This window comes from Streptomyces sp. NPDC107562 (genome assembly GCF_055657325.1).
Genome location: NZ_JBVKBE010000006.1, coordinates 174773 through 193534, shown reverse-complemented (window position 1 = coordinate 193534; position 18762 = coordinate 174773). Strand labels below are relative to the sequence as shown.

General features: G+C 74.3%; 17 protein-coding genes and 1 pseudogene. 6 read left to right on the top strand and 12 right to left on the bottom strand.

Annotation, left to right across the window (positions count from 1 at the left end):
• Positions 1–861, top strand: a complete 861-nt coding sequence (locus tag ACZ7LV_RS19280; protein ID WP_471940702.1) for a class II fructose-bisphosphate aldolase — start codon at positions 1–3, stop codon at positions 859–861.
• 165 nt (positions 862–1026) lie between these two features.
• Here ACZ7LV_RS19280 and ACZ7LV_RS19275 read toward each other — a convergent pair whose 3' ends face one another.
• Positions 1027–2160: a methyltransferase gene (locus ACZ7LV_RS19275; protein ID WP_471940990.1), complete on the bottom strand. Its 1134-nt coding sequence runs from the start codon at positions 2158–2160 to the stop codon at positions 1027–1029.
• A 66-nt stretch (positions 2161–2226) separates the two neighbouring features.
• On the opposite strand from ACZ7LV_RS19275, the gene ACZ7LV_RS19270 reads away from it, so the two are divergent.
• Both ACZ7LV_RS19270 and ACZ7LV_RS19265 read left to right on the top strand, forming a co-directional pair.
• Positions 2227–2895 (top strand): alpha-ketoglutarate-dependent dioxygenase AlkB family protein, encoded by a 669-nt coding sequence (locus ACZ7LV_RS19270; protein WP_471940700.1) that lies wholly within the window; start codon positions 2227–2229, stop codon positions 2893–2895.
• A 142-nt stretch (positions 2896–3037) separates the two neighbouring features.
• Positions 3038–4279, top strand: a complete 1242-nt coding sequence (locus ACZ7LV_RS19265) for an ROK family protein (protein ID WP_471940699.1) — start codon at positions 3038–3040, stop codon at positions 4277–4279.
• 33 nt (positions 4280–4312) lie between these two features.
• Here ACZ7LV_RS19265 and ACZ7LV_RS19260 read toward each other — a convergent pair whose 3' ends face one another.
• The 3 genes and pseudogenes from ACZ7LV_RS19260 to ACZ7LV_RS19250 form a co-directional block, all read right to left on the bottom strand.
• Positions 4313–5221, bottom strand: coding sequence for a phosphotriesterase family protein (locus ACZ7LV_RS19260; protein ID WP_471940698.1), 909 nt, complete (start codon positions 5219–5221; stop codon positions 4313–4315).
• Positions 5218–5586, bottom strand: a pseudogene (locus ACZ7LV_RS19255) (DUF4865 family protein); the annotation flags it as partial. The pseudogene ACZ7LV_RS19255 and the gene ACZ7LV_RS19260, both read right to left, overlap by 4 nt.
• A gap of 18 nt (positions 5587–5604) precedes the next feature.
• Positions 5605–6189 carry a TetR/AcrR family transcriptional regulator gene (locus ACZ7LV_RS19250; RefSeq protein WP_471940697.1) on the bottom strand — a complete coding sequence of 195 codons (585 nt, stop codon included), beginning with the start codon at positions 6187–6189 and terminating at the stop codon, positions 5605–5607.
• A gap of 177 nt (positions 6190–6366) precedes the next feature.
• On the opposite strand from ACZ7LV_RS19250, the gene ACZ7LV_RS19245 reads away from it, so the two are divergent.
• Positions 6367–6657: an SHOCT domain-containing protein gene (locus tag ACZ7LV_RS19245; RefSeq protein WP_471940695.1), complete on the top strand. Its 291-nt coding sequence runs from the start codon at positions 6367–6369 to the stop codon at positions 6655–6657.
• An 86-nt stretch (positions 6658–6743) separates the two neighbouring features.
• On the opposite strand, the gene ACZ7LV_RS19240 is transcribed toward ACZ7LV_RS19245, so the two are convergent.
• Positions 6744–7268 (bottom strand): ATP-binding protein, encoded by a 525-nt coding sequence (locus ACZ7LV_RS19240; RefSeq protein ID WP_401671471.1) that lies wholly within the window; start codon positions 7266–7268, stop codon positions 6744–6746.
• A 757-nt stretch (positions 7269–8025) separates the two neighbouring features.
• A complete protein-coding gene (locus ACZ7LV_RS19235) occupies positions 8026–8349 on the bottom strand; it encodes a hypothetical protein (protein ID WP_471940694.1) in 324 nt (107 codons plus the stop codon).
• A 339-nt stretch (positions 8350–8688) separates the two neighbouring features.
• Between ACZ7LV_RS19235 and cds1 the strand changes: the two genes are divergently transcribed.
• The gene (gene cds1, locus ACZ7LV_RS19230) at positions 8689–9813 is read left to right on the top strand and encodes an L-cysteine desulfhydrase Cds1 (protein ID WP_471940988.1); all 1125 of its coding nucleotides are present in this window, start codon (positions 8689–8691) and stop codon (positions 9811–9813) included.
• 31 nt (positions 9814–9844) lie between these two features.
• Here the strand turns inward: cds1 and ACZ7LV_RS19225 are convergent, their stop codons facing one another.
• Together ACZ7LV_RS19225 and ACZ7LV_RS19220 are read right to left on the bottom strand one after the other, a co-directional pair.
• Positions 9845–10315, bottom strand: coding sequence for an SRPBCC family protein (locus tag ACZ7LV_RS19225; RefSeq protein ID WP_471940693.1), 471 nt, complete (start codon positions 10313–10315; stop codon positions 9845–9847).
• 93 nt (positions 10316–10408) lie between these two features.
• A complete protein-coding gene (locus tag ACZ7LV_RS19220) occupies positions 10409–11239 on the bottom strand; it encodes a DeoR/GlpR family DNA-binding transcription regulator (RefSeq protein WP_471940692.1) in 831 nt (276 codons plus the stop codon).
• Positions 11240–11541: 302 nt separating this feature from the next.
• Between ACZ7LV_RS19220 and ACZ7LV_RS19215 the strand changes: the two genes are divergently transcribed.
• Positions 11542–13923 carry a hypothetical protein gene (locus ACZ7LV_RS19215; RefSeq protein WP_471940987.1) on the top strand — a complete coding sequence of 794 codons (2382 nt, stop codon included), beginning with the start codon at positions 11542–11544 and terminating at the stop codon, positions 13921–13923.
• Here the strand turns inward: ACZ7LV_RS19215 and ACZ7LV_RS19210 are convergent.
• From ACZ7LV_RS19210 to ACZ7LV_RS19195, 4 genes are all read right to left on the bottom strand, one after another.
• Positions 13916–16357 (bottom strand): right-handed parallel beta-helix repeat-containing protein, encoded by a 2442-nt coding sequence (locus ACZ7LV_RS19210; RefSeq protein ID WP_471940691.1) that lies wholly within the window; start codon positions 16355–16357, stop codon positions 13916–13918. The two genes, ACZ7LV_RS19215 and ACZ7LV_RS19210, sit on opposite strands and share 8 nt — an antisense overlap.
• Positions 16358–16519: 162 nt before the next feature.
• Positions 16520–17122, bottom strand: coding sequence for an Rv1733c family protein (locus ACZ7LV_RS19205; protein WP_471940689.1), 603 nt, complete (start codon positions 17120–17122; stop codon positions 16520–16522).
• Between the two features lie 177 nt (positions 17123–17299).
• Positions 17300–18121, bottom strand: coding sequence for an MOSC domain-containing protein (locus ACZ7LV_RS19200; protein ID WP_471940688.1), 822 nt, complete (start codon positions 18119–18121; stop codon positions 17300–17302).
• Positions 18122–18163: 42 nt separating this feature from the next.
• On the bottom strand, positions 18164–18610 hold the full coding sequence (locus tag ACZ7LV_RS19195; RefSeq protein ID WP_401671451.1) for a DUF6643 family protein: 447 nt from the start codon (positions 18608–18610) through the stop codon (positions 18164–18166).
• Positions 18611–18762: the final 152 nt, after the last annotated feature.

Genomic DNA, 18762 nt, shown 5'->3' with positions numbered 1-18762 from the left:
GTGCCCCTGGTGACCACCGGCGAGCTCGTGACGCGCGCCGCCGAGGCCCGCTCCGCCGTCGCCGCCTTCAACATCATCACGCTGGAACACATCGAGGCCGTCGTCGCCGGCGCCGAGAGCACCGGGGACCCGGTCGTGCTCCAGGTCAGCGAGAACGCCGTCACCTTTCGCTACGGCCGGCTCCTCCCGCTGGCCCGCGCCGCCGTCACCGCCGCCGAACGCGCCGCGGTCCCCGTCGCGTTGCACCTCGACCACGTCCAGAGCGACAGCCTGCTGCGCCAGGCGCCGGACGCGGGCTTCAGTTCCGTCATGTACGACGCCGCGCGCCTGCCCTACGCCGAGAACCTCGCCGCGACCCGCGCCGCCGCCGACTGGGCGCACGCCCAGGGACTGTGGATCGAGGCCGAACTGGGCCAGGTCGGCGGCAAGGACGGCCGGCCGCCGCTGGACGCCCACGCGCCCGGCGCCCGCACCGACCCCACCCAGGCCCGCGCCTTCGTCGCCGACACGGGCGTGGACGCGCTGGCCGTCGCCATCGGCAGCAGCCACGCCATGACCACCCGCACCGCGACCCTCGACCACGCCCTCCTCAAGCGACTCTCCGCCACCCTGCACGTCCCCCTCGTCCTGCACGGCTCCTCCGGAGTGCCGGACGGCGAACTGACGGCGGCCGTCGCGGGCGGTGTCACCAAGGTCAACGTCGGCACCGCCCTCAACATCGCCATGACCGGCGCCATCAGGGAGTTCCTCGCCGCGCATCCGGAGGCCGTCGACTCGCGCAAGTACCTCAGCGTGGGGCGGGAGGCGATGGTGCGGACGGTCGCGGCGCTCCTGCGGACGCTTGGCCAGCCCCCGCCCTGACGCTCGGTGCCCCGCGGCCGCGCCCGGGCCTTGGCGCTCGGTGCCCCGCGGCCGCGCCCGGGCCTTGGCGCTCGGTGCCCCGCGGCCGCGCCCGGGCCTTGGCGCTCGGTGCCCCGCGGCCGCGCCCAGGCCCTGACGCTCGAACCCGGGGCCCCGCGAAGGGACCTACCGCTTCACGGCCCTCAGCACCACGAACTTCGGGTCGCTCGCCACCAGAGCGCTGTTCCCGAACAGCCGCCGCAGCTTCAGGTGGTATCCGAGATGCCGGTTGCCGATCACCCACAGCTCACCACCCGGCCGCAACGCCCGCCGGGCGTCCGTGAACATCCGCCAGGCCGTCGCGTCGGTGGTCGCCTGGTGCGAGTGGAACGGCGGGTTGTTCAGCACCAGGTCGACGCTGCCGGACGCCACCCCGGCCAGCCCGTCGCCGACCCGGAACTCGGCGTGCCCGGGCGCCCCGTTCGCCTCATACGTCGCCTCCGCCGACGCCACGGCCTGGAAGGACTCGTCCACGAACAGCACCTCGGCGCCCGGGTCGGCCACCGCCACGGCCGTACCGACCACGCCGTTCCCGCACCCCAGGTCCACGACCCGGCCCGCGCCGCCGGTCCGCGGCAGATGGGCGAGGAAGAAGCGCGTGCCGATGTCGAGCCGGTCCGCGCAGAAGACCCCCGCGTGATTGACGACCGTGCGCCCGGAGACCGCTCCGACGTCCGCGGGCAGCGGGTAGCGGTACGGCCAGGGGTTCACGGGGCGCCGCCGCGACGGATCCGGCGTGCACAGGATCAGCCGCGCCTTCTTCTCCGCGAGCGAGGTGCGGGTGGGGCCGAGGATCCGCTCGAACAGGTCCAGCGTCGAGGTGTGGATCTCCTTCACCATGCCGGTGCCGACGACGACCGTGCCCTCGTGCACGGCGGGCGCCAGCCGCAGCAACTGGTCCTCCAGCAGCGCCAGGCTCTTCGGGACGCGGACGAGGAGCACGTCGATCCGCTCGGGCGGCGGGTCCTGGGTGGTGCGCAGCGACACCGTGCCCGGTGCGACGCCGGAGCGCGCGAGGTTGGCCCGGGTCGCCTCCTGGGTGAGGTACGAGTCGGTGATCTGCACCGGCGCGTGCCGCGCGAGCGCCGTCACCAGCGCGCCCCAGCGGTCCCCTACGACCACGACCGTCCCCGACAGCGGGACCTCCTCGGCCGCGAGATGCCTGAGCAGATACTCGTCGGAGGCGTCCCAGGCGCGCAGGCGGTCGCGCGGGTCCTCGGGGAAACGGGCCAGCGCGAGCTCGCCCCAGGGCGTCGTCATACGGTCGTTCATCGTGCGTCCAGGCTAGCCGCCGCAGCTCACGGCCGGTGCGCGAGGATGGAGGACATGGACGCCGAACTCTTCCCCAGAGAGCGCGCCGAGGTCGCGCCCGGCGCGGTGCACGTGCCGGACTGGCTGGACGGGGAGGCCCAGCGCGCGCTGCTGCGTGCCTGCCGGGACTGGGCGCGAGAGCCCGCCGGGCTGCGCACGGTCCGCACCCCGGGCGGCGGCACCATGACCGCCCGGCAGGTCTGTCTGGGCTGGCACTGGTACCCGTACGCCTACGCCCGCACGGTCGTCGACGGCGACGGCACCCCGGTGAAGCCCTTCCCGGCCTGGCTCGGGGACCTGGGCCGGCGTGCGGTGTCCGAGACGCTCGGCGCGCGGGCGGCGAGCGGAGCCGCCTACGACATCGCGCTGATCAACTTCTACGACGCCGAGGCCCGCATGGGCATGCACCGCGACGGCGACGAGGCGTCCGACGCGCCGGTGGTGTCCCTGAGCCTCGGCGACGCCTGCGTCTTCCGGTTCGGCAACACCGAGGGCCGCTCCCGCCCGTACACCGACGTCGAGCTGCGCAGCGGCGACCTGTTCGTGTTCGGAGGACCGTCCCGGCTCGCCTACCACGGCGTCCCCCGGGTGCGTCCCGGCACGGCCCCCGACGGGCTCGGGCTGACCGGCCGGCTGAACGTCACCCTGCGGGTGAGCGGCTTTTCGGCAGAGCCGGCCAAGTGACGTACGGCGCCCCGAAAGGGCGGCGCGCAACCGCCCGGCCGGTCACGACGGCAGGGCGGCCGGCCGGCCGTGCGCCGCGGCACCCGCCGCGGAGCGTCCGGCGGCCGCCGCCCCACCAACGGATCATGGGAGACTCGCCCTCATGAGCGGCAAGGCGGACCCCCGGACAGCGGGGGAAGGGACCTCGAGGACGCGGCTGGACCGAGGGCGTGGCGCGCTCGGACCCGCGCTGGAGCTCGTGCACACCGGGCGCGCCCCGACCCGCGCTGTCCTCACCGCCGAACTCGGCGTCACCCGCGCCACCGCCGGTGCGGTCGCCGCGGAGTTGGAGGCGCTCGGACTGATCCGCGTCGACGCCCGGCCCGGCGCCGCCGCCGGATCCCAGGGCCGCCCCTCGCACCGCCTGCAACTCGCCGAGGACGGCCCCGTGGCACTCGCCGCGCAGGTGCACGCCGACGGCTTCCGGGCAGCGCTGGTCGGTCTCGGCGGGCGGATCGTCGCCACCGCGCCCGGCTGCGAGACGGTCGACGCCGACCCGGCCAAGGTGCTGGGGTCGGTGGTGGAGGCGGGCGCCGAACTGCTGCGCGAGACCGGACGGCGGTGCGTGGGGGCCGGGCTCGCCGTGCCGTCGGCGGTCGCCGAACCGGCGGGGCTGGCACTGAACCCGCTGCACCTGGCATGGCCGGCGGGGGCGCCGGTGCGGCAGATCTTCGCCGAGTGCGTGCGCGCGGCCGGGATCACCGGCCCCGCGTTCGCGGCCAACGACGTCAACCTCGCCGCGCTCGCCGAGCACCGGCACGGCGCCGGGCGGGGCTCGCGCGACCTGCTGTGCGTGGCCACGGGGCACCGTGGCGTGGGCGGCGCGCTGGTCCTCGACGGGCGGCTGCACACCGGCAGTTCGGGCCTGGCGCTGGAGGTCGGCCACCTCACCGTCAATCCCGAGGGCCGCCCCTGTCACTGCGGCAGCCGCGGGTGCCTCGACGTCGAGGCCGACCCGCTCGCCTTCCTCACCACGGCCGGCCTCGAACCGGGCCCCGAGGTGTCCCTGCTGAAGCAGGCCGACGACCTCATCCGGCACGAGTACGCCGACCCTGCCGTCCGCATGGCCACCGAGGCCCTCATCGACCGGCTGGGACTGGGCCTCGCGGGTCTGGTCAACATCCTCAACCCCGACCGGATCATCCTGGGCGGCCTGCACCGCAGCCTGCTCGACGCCGACCCCGAGCGGCTGCGGGCGGTGGTCGCCGACCGCAGCCTGTGGGGCCAGAGCGGGGGAGTGCCGATCCTCGCCTGCTCCCTGGACCACAACAGCCTGGTGGGAGCGGCGGAGCTGGCGTGGCAGCCGGTGCTGGACGATCCCCTGGGAGCGCTTGCCGAGCTCTGAGACCCTTCGGCCGTGGCGCGGGGGCGTCGCCTCTCAGGCCCACTCCGCGGAAAAGGCGCGCCACGCGTTCTCCGTCAGTATTCGCTCCACCACCTTCGCGCCCACCTCCGGTTCGAGCCTCGGCCGCACCCGGCGCAGCAGATACGGCATCCCCGGGCCGCCGCTCACCGAGCGCGCCCCCGCCGTGGTGGTGTCGCCGCCGAGGAGCAGCCGGTCCCCGAATCCGGCCTCCGCGAGCTCCCGTACGGCGTCGGGCATGCGCCAGTCGGTGGCGTGGTGGGCCCGCGACGGGCCGTCGAAGGCGAGATAGGCGCCCGCCTCGGCGACCTGGCGGTGCACCACGAGGTCGGGAAAGCGGTTGAGGTGTCCGAGGATCACCCGGTGCGGCGGCACGCCCAACTCCCCGCACAGCAGGTCCAGTACGTCCAGTGCGCCCGTGCCCAGCTCCAGGTGGACGGCGACGGGCGCGCCGGTCGCGTGCTGGGCCTCGGCCGCGGCGGCCATGGTCCAGCGGGCGTGCGCGTCCAGCGCGTGGAAACCGCCCGCGACCTTGACGAACCCCGCCCGGACGCCCGACGTGCCGATGCCCGCCGTCAGTTCGGCGACGAAGACCTCCGCGAGCCGCCCGCGCAGCCGCTCCAGCGTCCCCTCGCCGTAGTGACCGGCCTGGTGCAGCCCCGTGGCGGCCACCACGTGAACCCCGCTGTCCCGGGCGAGCGAGGGCAGATCGGCGGCCCGCCGCCCCAGCCCGTACGGCGTCCACTGCATGACGCAGCCCCCGCCCTGTGCGCGGAACGCGGCCAGCTCGGCCCGCGCCGCCGTGGCGTCCCGCAGCTCGTGGCCGGGCAGCAGGGGAGTGGAGAGAAACAGGTGATCATGGGCGTCGCACACGCCCAGCCACTCGGGAGGGACGTCCCCCAGCACGGTACGGACCGTGCTCACCACTGACGCCCCCGAGGCAGCGACCGCCGCTGCGGCGCGGACAGGTGCAGCACCTCGAACACGTCGCCCACCGCCCCGTCCCCGGCGGCCGGCCGCCCCGCCTCGCGCACCGCGTCCCCGACCGCCTCCGACAGCACCGTGCCCTGCGGCACGGGCACGCCGCTGCGCACCGCCACGCGCGCGGGCGCGGCGGCGTCCGCGCCCTCCTCGTACGCGAGCCCCGTCCACTGCCGCACGGCGGGCCGCCCGAAGTCTCCCCACAGGAAGGAGTTCATGCCCTCCATGGTGCGCCAGAGGGAGAACGGCGCGTACTGGTGCACGGGAGATCCGCGCACCCCGCGCTCGCGGAGCAGGTGGCCTCGTACCGCATGGCGTGCACCGGCTCAGTCCTCCCGGCCCGCCGGGGCGAGCAGGGCCAGCAGCCCCCGCACCCCCGCGTCGAAGGCGGCCGGGGAACCGGACGCGCGCGCCAGGACGTACCCGCCCTGTACGGTCGAGACGATCGTCGCGGCGATCTCCGCACCGTCCAGGTGCGGGGGGAGCTGGCCCTGCGCCCGGCCCTCCTCGACCAGTTCGGCCAGCCGTGTCCGGAGCCTGCCCAGCGTCTCGTCGACAGGTGCGCGCAGCGCCTCGCTGGCGATCACGTCCGGGTCCATCGTCAGCCGGCCGACCGGGCAGCCGCGCAGCACGTCGCGCTCGCGCCGCAGATACGCCGCGATGCGCTCGTACGGCGTGCCCGGCCCGCCGAGCACCGCCTCGGCGGTGGCCCACATCTCGTCCGCGGTCCGCCGGATCGCGGCCAGGGCGAGGTCGGGCTTGCCCTGGAAGTGGTGGTACATGCTGCCCTGGCCGGCGCCCGCGCGCTCCAGGATCGCCTTGGGGCTGGTGCCCACGTAACCGCGCTCCCACAACAGCTCACGGGTGGACTCGATCAGTCGCTCCGAGGTGCTCATGAGGTCACTGTACATACTGGTAGTTACAGAGATCCAGGCCGTGCTGCCCCGGTCCTGGAGCAGCCGCCGGATGCTCATCTACTCCCCGCGCGGTACCCCCACTGCCCTCGGGGGGACGACGACCCGCGTCGCCCGCGGCGGGAGGCTCGAAGGCATCGACGCACCGACCGAGACGACTGGAGACGACCCGCCATGCAGACCCTCGCACACGGAGACGGCGGTCCCGGCCCGTGGATCCTGTTCTTCCCGCTGATCTGGGCCGCCGTGATCCTCGGGGCCGTGACCCTGGCACGCCGCACCGTGTGGCGCGGCCGCCGCGCGCCCTGGCACCCGGCCCACGTCGCCCGCCCGGCAGGCGACTCGCCCCTCGCCGTCCTCGGCCGGCGCTTCGCCGCCGGTGAGATCGACGAGGACGAGTACTGGCGCCGACTGTCCGTCCTCGACGAGCAGTTCGGCCGCGGCGGCGGGCGCGAGGCGGTCTGACCGCCCCGCCGGGCCCGACCCGACGCCCGCCGGTGCCGCGCGGTGCCGCAGCTCAGCGCGCGGCGCGTGGTGCGCTCACCGCCCGGTCAGCCGGCAACGGCCGACCGGGCGGGAGTGTGTTCGGGCGCCCGGCCGACCGGCTCGACCTCCGCGAAGCGGCGCACCGGTTCCGTGAGCGTGCGACGGGCGGGGTGCGGGGGTGCCTTCACGGCGGGCGTCGTCGTGGGCAGCGTGAACCACACGATCTTCCCGTTGTCGCCGTCCGGCCGCACGCCCCAGCTCTCGCTCATCGCCGCCACCATGGCGAGTCCGCGACCGCAGGTGGCCAGCGGATCCGCGTCGGCCACGACGGGCAGGCGGGGGTCACGGTCGTGCACGGAGACGGTGAGGCGGTCGAGCAGGAGCTCGATCTCGACGGTGCAGGTCTTGTCGGGCTGGGCGTGCCGGTGGACGTTCGAGAGCAACTCGGTCACACCGAGCGCCGCTCGGTCTATGAGGGGATCCAGATGCCAGTAGCGCAACTGCGCAGATACGATTCTGCGGACCTGGCCGATCCGCGACGGCAGGGCTTGGAGCTCCACCGTGCAGTGCCTGCTTGGGTGACTGATCACGGCTGCGACTCCCCGACGTGAGGTCCGGAAGAACACGGAGTTCGGATCCAGCAGCGCCTGCGTGAAAACGGCCGCCTGCTGTCGTGTCCGGCGGGCTGGTTCGCAGCGTTATCGCCGGTAAACCCAGAGTGACGTGAGACCAGAGTGGCGCAAGGGGTGTAAGGCCGCAACTCGCGGTGTTCCGTACGGGGGGTGGGGCCGTCGCGTCTCGGCCACATCACCGGACGCCCCCTGCCGGCGCGGGTGCACAGCGGCCGACGCCGCCGACGCCGTCCACCGGAACCGCCCGGCAGCGGCTCACGCCGTCGGTCGGGGCCGTGCCACTTCGGTTCGCGCCGTCCGGCGGAGGCGGGCCGTCGCGGCTGGTGCCGTCCGTCGGGGACGGCGCGCATCGGCTCGCGCCGTCCGGCGACGGCGGCGTGCGTCGGCTCCTGCCGCCGGATCTCGCCTGCCCGTGCGGGCATGTGCCGTCTGTCGGGACCGGCTCCCCGCGGGTCGCGCCACGGCTCGCGCCCGCGCACCGGCTCGCGCCGCTGGTACTTGGCCGTCCTTGCGCGTACGTGCCTCGTGTCCGCCCTTGCGCGTACGTGCCTCGTGTCGGCGCCGATGTGCCTCGGGTCGCCCCGCCCGCCGGAGGCGGCACGCTCCGGCGGACGCCCGCTGTCCGGGCCTGTCCGCACGCGTGCGGGTCGGATGGCGGTGTCCGTGGGCACCGGTCCGAGCCCGGCCCCTCTCGACCTGCGGTGTCGGCTCCCGCTCAGGTGCTGTGCCCCGCCGCCCTGCGGACGGCCTCGATGAACCGGCGTGCCGCGGGCGGCCCCGGCTCGCCTGGGGCGGGATCCCGTTCGCCCAGGGTCAGCACGTACCGCTTGCCGTTGAGGTCGGCCAGCGCCCGGTCCCCGGCCGCGAACCACGGCCGCGACGCCCGCACGGCCTGCACCGGGGCGCTGTCGATCTCGCTGCCGTAGCTCGTGAGCAGCTCGACCCGGCCGCCGCTGATCCGGACCTGCCCGGCCCGGGTGAGTGAGCGCAGTCCCTGTCCGATCCGCACGCCCAAGGCCGTGAACTCCGGCTCCGCCATGCCCTCCCGCCCCCTCGTCGCCTGCGGGTCCTCTTCCGGGTGTCCGTCGCACCCGGTGCAGTCTGCACGGCCCCGCAGTCGCGCACCAGTGCGCACGTCACCGAGGCATAGGCCACCCGGTGCACTCACGTGAATGCGCCCCCGAGGAGCGCGCCGCCCCGCGGTGGGGTGCCCGGCCCCGGGGTCCGCGGCGCACCGGTGCCCCACCCCGCCCCCCTCACCCCCTTTGAGCGCCTCAAAGATGCGTTTATGCAGGTGAGAAGCGTGCGCGAGCTGCTTATGATCGGTGTGTCGGCCGCGTGCACCGCCGTCGGCGTGCAGCCCTTAAGGAGCCCCGCCGTGACCACCCCCCAGCAGACCCGGACCGGCGCCACCCTCGACGTCGACCGCACCGACTCCGCCTATCGCGTCTGGCTCAAGGACGCCGTCCGCAAGGTCCAGGCCGACGCCAACCGCTCGGCCGACACCCACCTCCTGCGCTTCCCGCTGCCGGAGCACTGGGGCATCGACCTCTACCTCAAGGACGAGTCGACCCACCCGACCGGCAGCCTCAAGCACCGCCTCGCCCGCTCGCTGTTCCTCTACGGCCTGTGCAACGGCTGGATCCGCCCGGACCGTCCGGTGATCGAGGCGTCCAGCGGTTCGACGGCCGTCTCCGAGGCGTACTTCGCGAAGCTGATCGGCGTCCCCTTCATCGCGGTGATGCCGCGCACGACGAGTGCCGAGAAGTGCCGCCTGATCGAATTCCACGGCGGCCGCTGCCACTTCGTGGACGACTCCCGCAAGATGTACGAGGAGTCGGCCCGCCTCGCGGCCGAGACCGGCGGCCACTACATGGACCAGTTCACCTACGCGGAACGGGCCACGGACTGGCGCGGCAACAACAACATCGCCGAATCCATCTTCCGCCAGCTGGAGTTGGAGCGGTTCCCGGAGCCCGCGTGGATCGTCGCCACGGCCGGCACCGGCGGCACCTCCGCGACGATCGCGCGCTACGTCCACTACATGCAGTTCGACACGCGCGTCTGCGTCGCCGACCCGGACAACTCCTGCTTCTTCGAGGGCTGGACGACCGGCGACCCGGACGTCACCTGCGACTGCGGCTCCCGCATCGAGGGCATCGGCCGCCCCCGGATGGAACCGAGCTTCGTGCCCGGCGCGATCGACCGGATGATGAAGGTGCCGGACGCGGCGAGCGTCGCCGCCGTGCGCGCCCTGGAGCAGGGCATCGGCCGCAAGGCGGGCGGCTCGACGGGCACCGGGCTGTGGAGCGCCCTGAAGATCGTCGCCGAGATGGTCGCCGAGGGCCGTACGGGCAGCGTGGTCACCCTGCTGTGCGACCCGGGCGACCGTTATCTCGACAAGTACTACTCGGACGCCTGGCTCGCCGAACAAGGCCTGGACATCGCCCCGTACAGTGCCGCCATCGACTCGCTGCTGGCCACGGGCGTCTGGCCGGACTGAGCCGCACCGCCCCGGGCGGACTTCCGGCTTCCTACCCGGCCAGCCGCCGGTCCAGCGCCGTCACCGCGCCGCGGAACGCCCGCGCGAGGCCCGGCCGCGCCAGCCTCAGCACCCCGCGGAACGCCACAGGCCCGTCGGCCGCGAACGTCCACTGCACCCGCGTGCCGGTCCCCGCGGGAGCCAGCCGCCACTCCTCGACGAGCGCGCGGACGCCCGGCGCGTTGGTCTCGTCGACGCGATACGCGTACACCTCGGGCGCCTTGGCCACGAGGACGGTCTCGGTGAACCGCGTACCGCCCCGCAGTGCGACCTGCCGCCCGGCGCCGTCCTCGGTCGGCCGGGCCAGCGTCACCGCCGAGAACCACCGCGGCCAGTCGGTCACGTCCTCGGCCAGCGCCCGGAAGACGGACTCGGGGGAAGCGGCGATCCGCCGTGCGAAGACCAGCCGTACCGGAGCGGACCGGGTGAAGTCGACCTCCACCGGACGCAGTCGGCGCGCCATACGAAACCCCCTGTGCGACGGGCGGTGACCGGGCCGCTCACCCTAGTGGGCACCGCGCCGCGTGTCTGCGCCGCGTGTGCGCCGCGCACGGGCTCAGAGGTCGTCGACGCCCTCATCCTCGCCCGCCACGATCAGCTGCCGCAGATGTTCCGCGATCTCCTCGCGTGCCTCGTCGGCCAGCCCGGAGTCGGTCACCAGCGTGTCCACCTGGTCCAGCGTCGCGAACGAACTGAGCCCCACGGTGCCCCACTTGGTGTGGTCGGCGACCACCACGACCCGCCGGGCCGACTGCACCAGCCGCCGGTTGGTCTCGGCCTCGGCGAGGTTCGGCGTCGACAGACCCGCCTCCGCCGATATCCCGTGCACGCCGAGGAACAGCATGTCGAAGTGGAGCGTGGCGACGGCCTGGTCGGCGACCGGCCCCACCAGGGAGTCGGAGGGCGTGCGCACCCCGCCGGTCAGCACGACGGTGGCGGCGCCCTGCCGCTGTCCCGAGGAGCGCTGCGCCGAGTGGAAGACGTCGGCCACGCGCACCGAGTTCGTGACCACGGTGAGGTCGGCGACCTCCTGCAGATGATGCGCCAGCGCGTACGTCGTCGTACCGCCCGACAGCGCGATCGCGGAGCCCGGCGCGACCAGTTGGGCGGCGGCCTTCGCGATGTCCTCCTTGGCGCTGAGCTCCAGGCCCGACTTGGCCTCGAAGCCCGGCTCGTGCGTGCTCGCCTCCAGCACCGGCACGGCACCGCCGTGCACCTTCTCCAGGACGCCCTGGCGGGCCAGCGAGTCCAGATCGCGGCGGACGGTCATGTCGGACACACCGAGCTTGCGGGTCAGCTCGTTGACGCGTACGCCGCCGCGCCGCCGCACCTCGTCCAGGATCAGGGCGCGCCGCTGCTCCGCGAGGAGGTTCTGATTCTCACTCACGTACGCTCCGGTCCTTTCCTCAAGCCGTCCTGCACACCCTCGCACCTGCTCCCACTAGGCCATTCTCGCGCGCCCGGCACGTGGGCGTCCCATATTCGCACGGCTCGGCCGGAGTCGCGCCACCGGTTGCGCGACGCGCACATGTCACCTGCGTCTCATCCGGCGCTCGCCCCTCACACGGATCGGGGAGATTCCGTGACGAGGGGTGTGCAAGGCCTCCGGACGGGAGATCCTGGTGCCGCATGGACATGCCGACGGCGCGTCCCGGGGGAAGTGCGAAGGACACGGGGGAAGTGCGGACAGTGGAAAGCGCGCAGGAACGCGGCCTGAACGGCCTGACCGGGCCGGACGGGCTGAACGACGGGGCGGCCGGTCCCGCGGCACGGGCGGCGGGAACCGGGGCCACCCTGGAACTGCTGGTCCACGGCGTGGGCGGCGCCACGCCCGAGCACATGCTGGACGACCCCCGCACCGTACGGGTCTCCGGCGACGACACGGCGGCCGTCTTCCGCCGCGCCGACGACGTGGACGCGGAGGACCGCCCCGCCGGCCGCGGGAGCGGCGACGGCCGCCCGGTGCCGGAGGCCTACGTCTGGTGCAACCTGACCTCCGGGAACGGGGCGCGAGCCCTGTGGCTGCTGTTACTCCCGTTCATGGTGGCCAACCTCGCCCACTGGATGCGCCCCTCGGCCCGCGACCGGGCGGCGACGATCCGCCTGTACGGACTGCTGGTGCGGCTCGTCGGTCTCAGCCTCACCGTGCTGCTGGTCGCGGCCGCCTGCGAGGTCGCCCTGGACCTCACGGCCTGGCAGTGCGCCGGCACGCGCGCGTGCGCCGAACGGCACACCTGGCTGGGTTTCCTGTCGCCCACCGCGTCCGGCGACGGCTGGTGGAGCCCGCCGGGCCGCCGCCTCGCCCTCGCGTCCCTGGTGCCGGCCGCCCTGGTCGGCCTGCTCTGGTACCTCTCCCGGCGCACCTGGAGCGCGTACGAGTCGGAACAGCCGCTCGTCCGTGAATCCGACGAGAACCCCGCCCGCAGCGCGCTCGGCCGCCCCGGCTTCTGGTACGGCAGGCGCCTGGTCGCCCGACTGCGCGGCGCCCACACCGCCGCCGGTCTGCTCACGGTGGCCGCCGCCGTCGTCCAGGCCGCCGCCCGCCACGACCGCGAGGCGGGCGGCCCGGCCGTCCTGGAGACGCTGGGCCGGACGCTGGAGGTGGCGCTGGTCCTCGCCGCGGTCGCGGTGGTCGTGGTGGTCTGCCGGCGCGGCCGCAGCGAGAAGCACCTCGACCGCGAGATCGACGCCTCCTTCGTACGGCACCTGCCGCTCGCCTCCCTCGTCCTGCTCGCCCTGACCCTCGTGTACGCCTGCTGGGACCGCCCGGCGTGGGAATCGGCCGGCCGGCTGCCGGGCGACGCGGCCTTCGGCGGCCTCGCACTGGCCCAGGGCCTGCTGGTGATCGTCCTCGCGGTCGTCGCCCACCTGCTGTACCGCAGCGACCCCGACCCCCGCACCGCGATGCGCGGCCTGGCCGGACCCGCTGTCGCGATGCTGGCCTGCGCGCTGGGCGGCGTGATGTCCGGCGGCGTGTCCCAGCGGGTCGCCGACTGGCTGGACGGCACCCGGGCCTCCCTGTCAGGACCGCCGGTCGTGCTGACCTGGCAGGCGTCGGTGATCCCCGCGCTGCTCGTGGTCCTGGTGCTGCTGGCCGGCTGGCAGGCCTCGCGCACCCTGCGGCTGGCCCGCGCCGAACGCGCCGTCGTCGAGAGGGACTACGCGGGAGAGGCCAAGGACCCGGACCGCACCCGGCGCATCGCCCGCACGCGCGCGATGTCCACGCTCACCGACCGCGGACCCTTCTTCATCGCGGCCGTCTCCGCCGTCTCCCTGATCCTCGGCACCGGCGCGCTGGTCGGCGCGATGGCGACGGACAAGGCCCCCGGCGCGGCCGCGCGGCACACCCACCCGTTCGTCCACGGCGCCGCCGACACCTCCCAGGCGCTCGGCTCCTGGCTCGTCGGCTTCGGCTTCATACTGTTCGTCACCCTGGGCCGGCGCGCGTACAAGGACATGTCCGCGCGGCGCACCGTCGGTGTCCTGTGGGACGTCGGCACCTTCTGGCCGCGCGCCGCGCACCCCTTCTCCCCGCCCTGCTACGCGGAGCGCGCGGTGCCCGACCTGACCTGGCGCATCACCACCTGGACCCGCACCACGGGCGGCCGGCTGGTGATCTCCGGCCACTCGCAGGGCAGCGTTCTCGCCGCCGCGGCGGCCTGGCAGTTGACCCCGGCCGTGCGCAGCCGGGTCGCGCTGCTGACGTACGGCTCACCGCTGGAGCGGCTGTACGGCCGCTGGTTTCCCGCCCACTTCGGCCCGGCCTCGCTCGCCGCGCTGCACGAGGAGGTCGACTGCTGGCGCAACCTGTACCGGCCGACCGACCCGATCGGTGGCCCCGTGCGGGTGTCCGACGGCGACGGTCCGCAGGTCGACTGCGAGCCGATGCGGGATCCCATGGCCCACGCCCGCAGCGACCTCCACCCGCTGCCCGCCCCGATCCTCGGCCACTCCGACTACCAGGCCGACCCGACCTTCGACCGCGAGCGCGGCCACCTGCTCGACCGGCTCGGCCCGGGGCTGCCGGGCCAGCGCCCCGGGGACACGCCCGGACCGCCCGGGCTCAGGTGAGGTCGGGCAGATCCTGCGCGTACAGCAGGGTCAGCTCGTCCGTGCTCGGCTCGTCGACCTGGGCGACACGGCTCGCGTGGCGTTCCACCATTGCCTCGAAGGTCTGCCGCGCGGTACGGCCGTTGCCGAACGCGGGGCCCTTCGGGACGGCCGCGAAGTACTGCAACAGCGCCTCCGCGGCACCGGGCGCCAGCCGGTACTCGTGCTCCTCCGCCTGCTGCTCGACGATCCGCAGCAGCTCCTCGGGGCCGTAGTCGCTGAAGGTGATGGTGCGTGAGAAGCGGGACGCCACACCGGGGTTGACGGACAGGAAGCGCTCCATCTCCGCCGTGTAGCCCGCGACGATGACCACCACCGCGTCCCGCTGGTCCTCCATCAGCTTCACGAGCGTGTCGATGGCCTCCTTGCCGAAGTCCCGGCCCGCGTCCTCCGGGGACAGCGCGTACGCCTCGTCGATGAACAGCACGCCGCCACGCGCCCGTTCGAAGGCCTCCTGGGTGCGGATGGCCGTCGAGCCGATGTGCTCGCCGACCAGATCGACACGGGACACCTCCACCAGATGGCCCTTGTCCAGCACCCCGAGCGAGGCGAGGATCTCGCCGTACAGCCGGGCGACCGTGGTCTTCCCGGTGCCGGGGGAGCCCGTGAAGACCAGGTGCCGCTTGACCGACGCGGCCTTCAGGCCGGCCTGCTGACGGCGCCGGCCCACCTCGATCATGTCGGTGAGCGCCCGCACCTCGCGCTTGACGCTGTCCAGGCCCACCAGCGCGTCCAGTTCACCGAGGACGGCCTTGGAGGTCCGGGCAGGTGGCTGCGGCTCGGCGGCACCGACCAGCGGCTCCTGCTCGGTCGTGCGCTGCCCGGGGATCGCGCTCAGCAGCCCCGGCGTGCGGCCGGCGGTCTGGACGGCCGGCTCGGGGGGCGCCGTCGGGGTGCGCAGCCCCGCGCTCTCGTCACTGGTGCAGTCCTCCACGACGGGTCCGGTGCCCGACTCGGCGTCGGGAGCACCCTCCGCGAACTCGTAACCGCCGCGCGCGCACCGCTCCGTGCGGCACTTGCGGAGCGTCGAGCGGCAGCCGTCGAGGACATGGAAGCCGTACCCGCCGCTGCCGCGCACCTGACAGTTCAGGAAGCTGCCGCGCCCGCCCGCCGACACGTAGAAGCCGGCCTCGGCGGGGGAGTCCACGGTGCACCGCTCGATGGTGGGGTCGGCGCCCTTGGTGACGATCACCCCGGTCTGGGTGCCGTCCAGCGTGCAGTTGGCGAGCGTGCCGCCGCTGCCGTGGTCGCGGAACCACGCGCCGGTCGCGGCGTCCCTGATGCGGCAGTCGTCGAGCTGCGCGGTCGCGCCGTCGCTCACCGACACGGCCGTGTTGCGCACCTGGAAGAGGTCGCTGTCGACGACGTCCGCGCGCGAGCCGCGGTCGAGGACGAACAGCGCGTCGGGCACGTCGTGCACCCGGCAGGAGTCCAGCACCGCCGTGGCGCCGTCGCTGACCCACACCGCCGGGTAGTCGCCGGTGCTGTCGAAGATCTCGCACTGGTTGGCGTCCACGCGGGTGCCCGGGTCCCAGACCGACAGGCCGTTGCGCCCGAACTGGCGCACGCTGGTGCGGGTCAGTGTCAGGACGGAGCGGGAGCGCAGGTCGACCGCGTTCTCCGGGATGTCGTGGATACGGCAGTCGGCGAGGGTGAGCACGGCGTCCGTGTCGAGGGTGACCCCGTCGGCCGTGGTGCGGTGGACGTCGCAGTCGGTGAGGTGGGCCGTGGCCCGGCCGGTGATCTGCACACCGCTGCCGCGGACTTCGTACACCTCGCACCCCACGGCCTCCAGCGCGGAGTTCTCCCCGGTCGCGGTGAGGCCCGAACCGGCGGCGTGGTGCACCCGGCAGCGCTCCAGGCGCGGATGCGCGCCGCCGCGCACCGCCACGCCCGCCTGCCCGGCGGCCACGACCTCGCAGTCCTCGAACACCCCTGAGCCGCCGTCGACCACGGCGATCCCGATGCCCGCCGGGTTGTCGACGGTGCACCGCCGCACCGTCGGCCGGGCGCTGCCGCGGACCTCGATCCCGGCGGCGGACCGTGTGACGACCCGGACGTCGGTCAGCTCCGGCGTGCCCTCCTCGACCAGCAGCGCCGGCGCCGCCGCGTCCTGGCCCTCCACGAGCAGGTCCTGGATCACCGCGGAGGCGCGCACGGTGAGCGGCACCCCGTCGACGGGCGCGATCCGCACCGAGCCGGGGGAGCCCTCGGGTCCGCGCAGGGTCACCGCCCGCTGCACGACGAGGTTCTCCCGGTAGGTCCCCGGGGCGACGGTGAGGACGTCACCGTCCGCCGCGGCCTCCAGGGCGGCGGCGAGCGAGGCGTACTCACCTGTGCGGCGCCGCCACCGCGACGTACCGGCGTGCGTCACCTGGACCGTGCCCTGTGCCATGGCGTTGCTGTGCCCCCACCTCGGTCGTACTGATGGCTCGTTCGCCCTCGGGACACCACTGCCCCGGAAGCTAGCTCGCGCGCAGGTCGATGCCGAAACGCGCTGCGGCCGGTCCACCGTAGCGTGCGCGCGGACGCCGCATTGACCGGAGCCGGAAGGCCGTCAGCTGCCGGTGCCGGTCCTGCCCCAGTCCGGGCCCGCCCGGTCCCATGCCTGGTCCCAACGCGCGTACCGGCGAAGGACCATGCGCCACACCACGAGCCGTCTGCCGCCCTCGACCAGGCACACGGTCAGCAGCGCGGCGCCGAACCCGGCGAGCACGGCGTGCGTCGTCGCGGAGGCGGAATCCAGCGGACGCGCCGCCGTGCGCCCCTGCGCGTCCGTCCAGAGCGTGAACCGGTCGCCCGGCTGCGGGTCGCTGAGCCGGGCGACGACCGGACCGCTGCGCCCCGTGCCGTCCGGGGCGGTCCAGCGGGCCTGCACACGTGACCTGTCGTCCCGCACGGCCGTCTCGGGATCGGCGGCGAGCGCGGACCGCTCCAGCTTCCGCACCACCGTGGCCGTCACCAGCCGCCGGGACTCCTCCTGCTCCCGGACCGCCCGCCGCAGGCCGTCCTGGGCGGCGGAGCCCGCGAGAGCGCCGATCACGGGCGCGACGAGGAGTATCAGCAGCAGGGCGGCCAGTGCCACCCAGGCCTCCATGAGATCGGTCGTGCGGCACAACGGATTGTGCCGCCAGTGCCACAGACCGCGAACAGCGCGCATCCTGCCGCCCCCCTTCCCGCTCCATGACAACCCCCGGCGGAGCCGTTCGCCCGCGCCACCGCCCGAAGAGAGAGCGATGTCACGCGCGTCCCCCTACCTCTCACGCACGCCTCACGAGAAATCCAACGCCCGGGTCCCGCCGCCGGGTTCCCGCCCGGCGGGACCCGCGGCGGCGTCTCAGTCGAGGACGCGCACCGGGTCGCCGACGCGGATCGTTCCCGGGGACCGGGGCACGAGATGCTGCCCGAAGATCAGGCTGCCGCCGATCCGGCGGTGCCGTCCGAGGGTGCGCAGGGGCTCCCGGCCGCGTTCGGCGGTGTCCTGGTCGGTCGTGGTCACGACGCAGCGGCCGCACATCTTGGCGACGCGGAACTCGACCTCGCCGACGGCGATGCGCCGCCAGCCGTCCTCGGCCCAGGGCGCGGCGCCCCCGACGACGACGTTGGGCCGGAACCGGTTCATCGGCAGGGGGCCCTCCTCGGCCAGACCGTCCTCGGCGATCAGCGAGTTGAGGGCGTCGAGCGAGGCGGCCGAGGTGAGCAGCAGGGGGCAGGCGTCGGCGAACGAGACCGTCTCGCCGGGCAGCGCGTAGCCCGGGTCGACCGGCCGGCGCGTGGCCGGGTCGTCCATGTGGACCAGGAGCGCGGGCACCCCGAGGTATGCGCTGCACCAGGCGTGCGCGAAGTCGCCGGCGAGGACCCCCTCCACCTTGGACCCGAAGATGTCCAGCGTGACCGTGCCCGCCGCCTCCGGGACGGGCACGGTCAACGGCTCCAGGCCGGGGCCGGACAGCCGGACGCCGCCGGGCACGAGCTCGGCGGCGGCAAGCGCGAGGCGCGGCTGCTGGCGTTGGGTGACGACCTTTCCCCCGTCGTCGATCAGCACCCAGCGTCTGTCCCCGGCCAGCCCCCAGGGCTCCACGACGGCCTCACGGGGCGCCTGGCCCCGGAACGCCTTGACCGGATGGACGTGAATCGACAGCAGCTCCGCGTTCCCCATGAGGCCATCGTGCCAGCCGGCGCAGACGACCTCACCGAGGGATCAGTAACCCCGGTACTGCTGGTTGTTGTACGGGTCCTGGTACGGCGCCGGGTTGGGCCGGGGCGCCGCCGGGCGCATCGCCTCGTACCCCGTGCCGCCGGGCGCCGCGGGGCGCGGCTGCTGCGGGCCGGGGTAACCGCGCGGCGGGCCGGCCTGCTGCGGGATGTACGCCGTCGGCGCCTGCTGCAGCGGTGCGGGCTGCTGCGCCTGGGGGTAGCCGTACGAGGGCTGCGAGGGGGCCGCCGGGAGGGCGGGCAGCGCGGACGGGAGGGCGGGCAAGTGGCTGTTCGGCGCCAGGTGGCTGCCCGGGGTGTCGTACGCGGCGGGGACCCGGATGGGGGCGATCTGCGGGGTGCCCCGTTCGGCCACGAGGGAGTCGTAGATCGGGGTGTCCGGGAAGGAGGCGGAGTAGTAGCCGCCGCCATAGGTGGAGCGGGGGGAGGTCATGGCACATAAGTTAAGCCCACGATGTGCTGGTTGGGGAGACCGATAAGAGGGTTCTTTTCCGTGTCGGCGGTGACGTGGGATCCCCAATGCGAGCGAACTTGGGAAAAAAGGGCACCATGCGACGTTCGGATCGTGTAAAGGCTCAGTTCCCA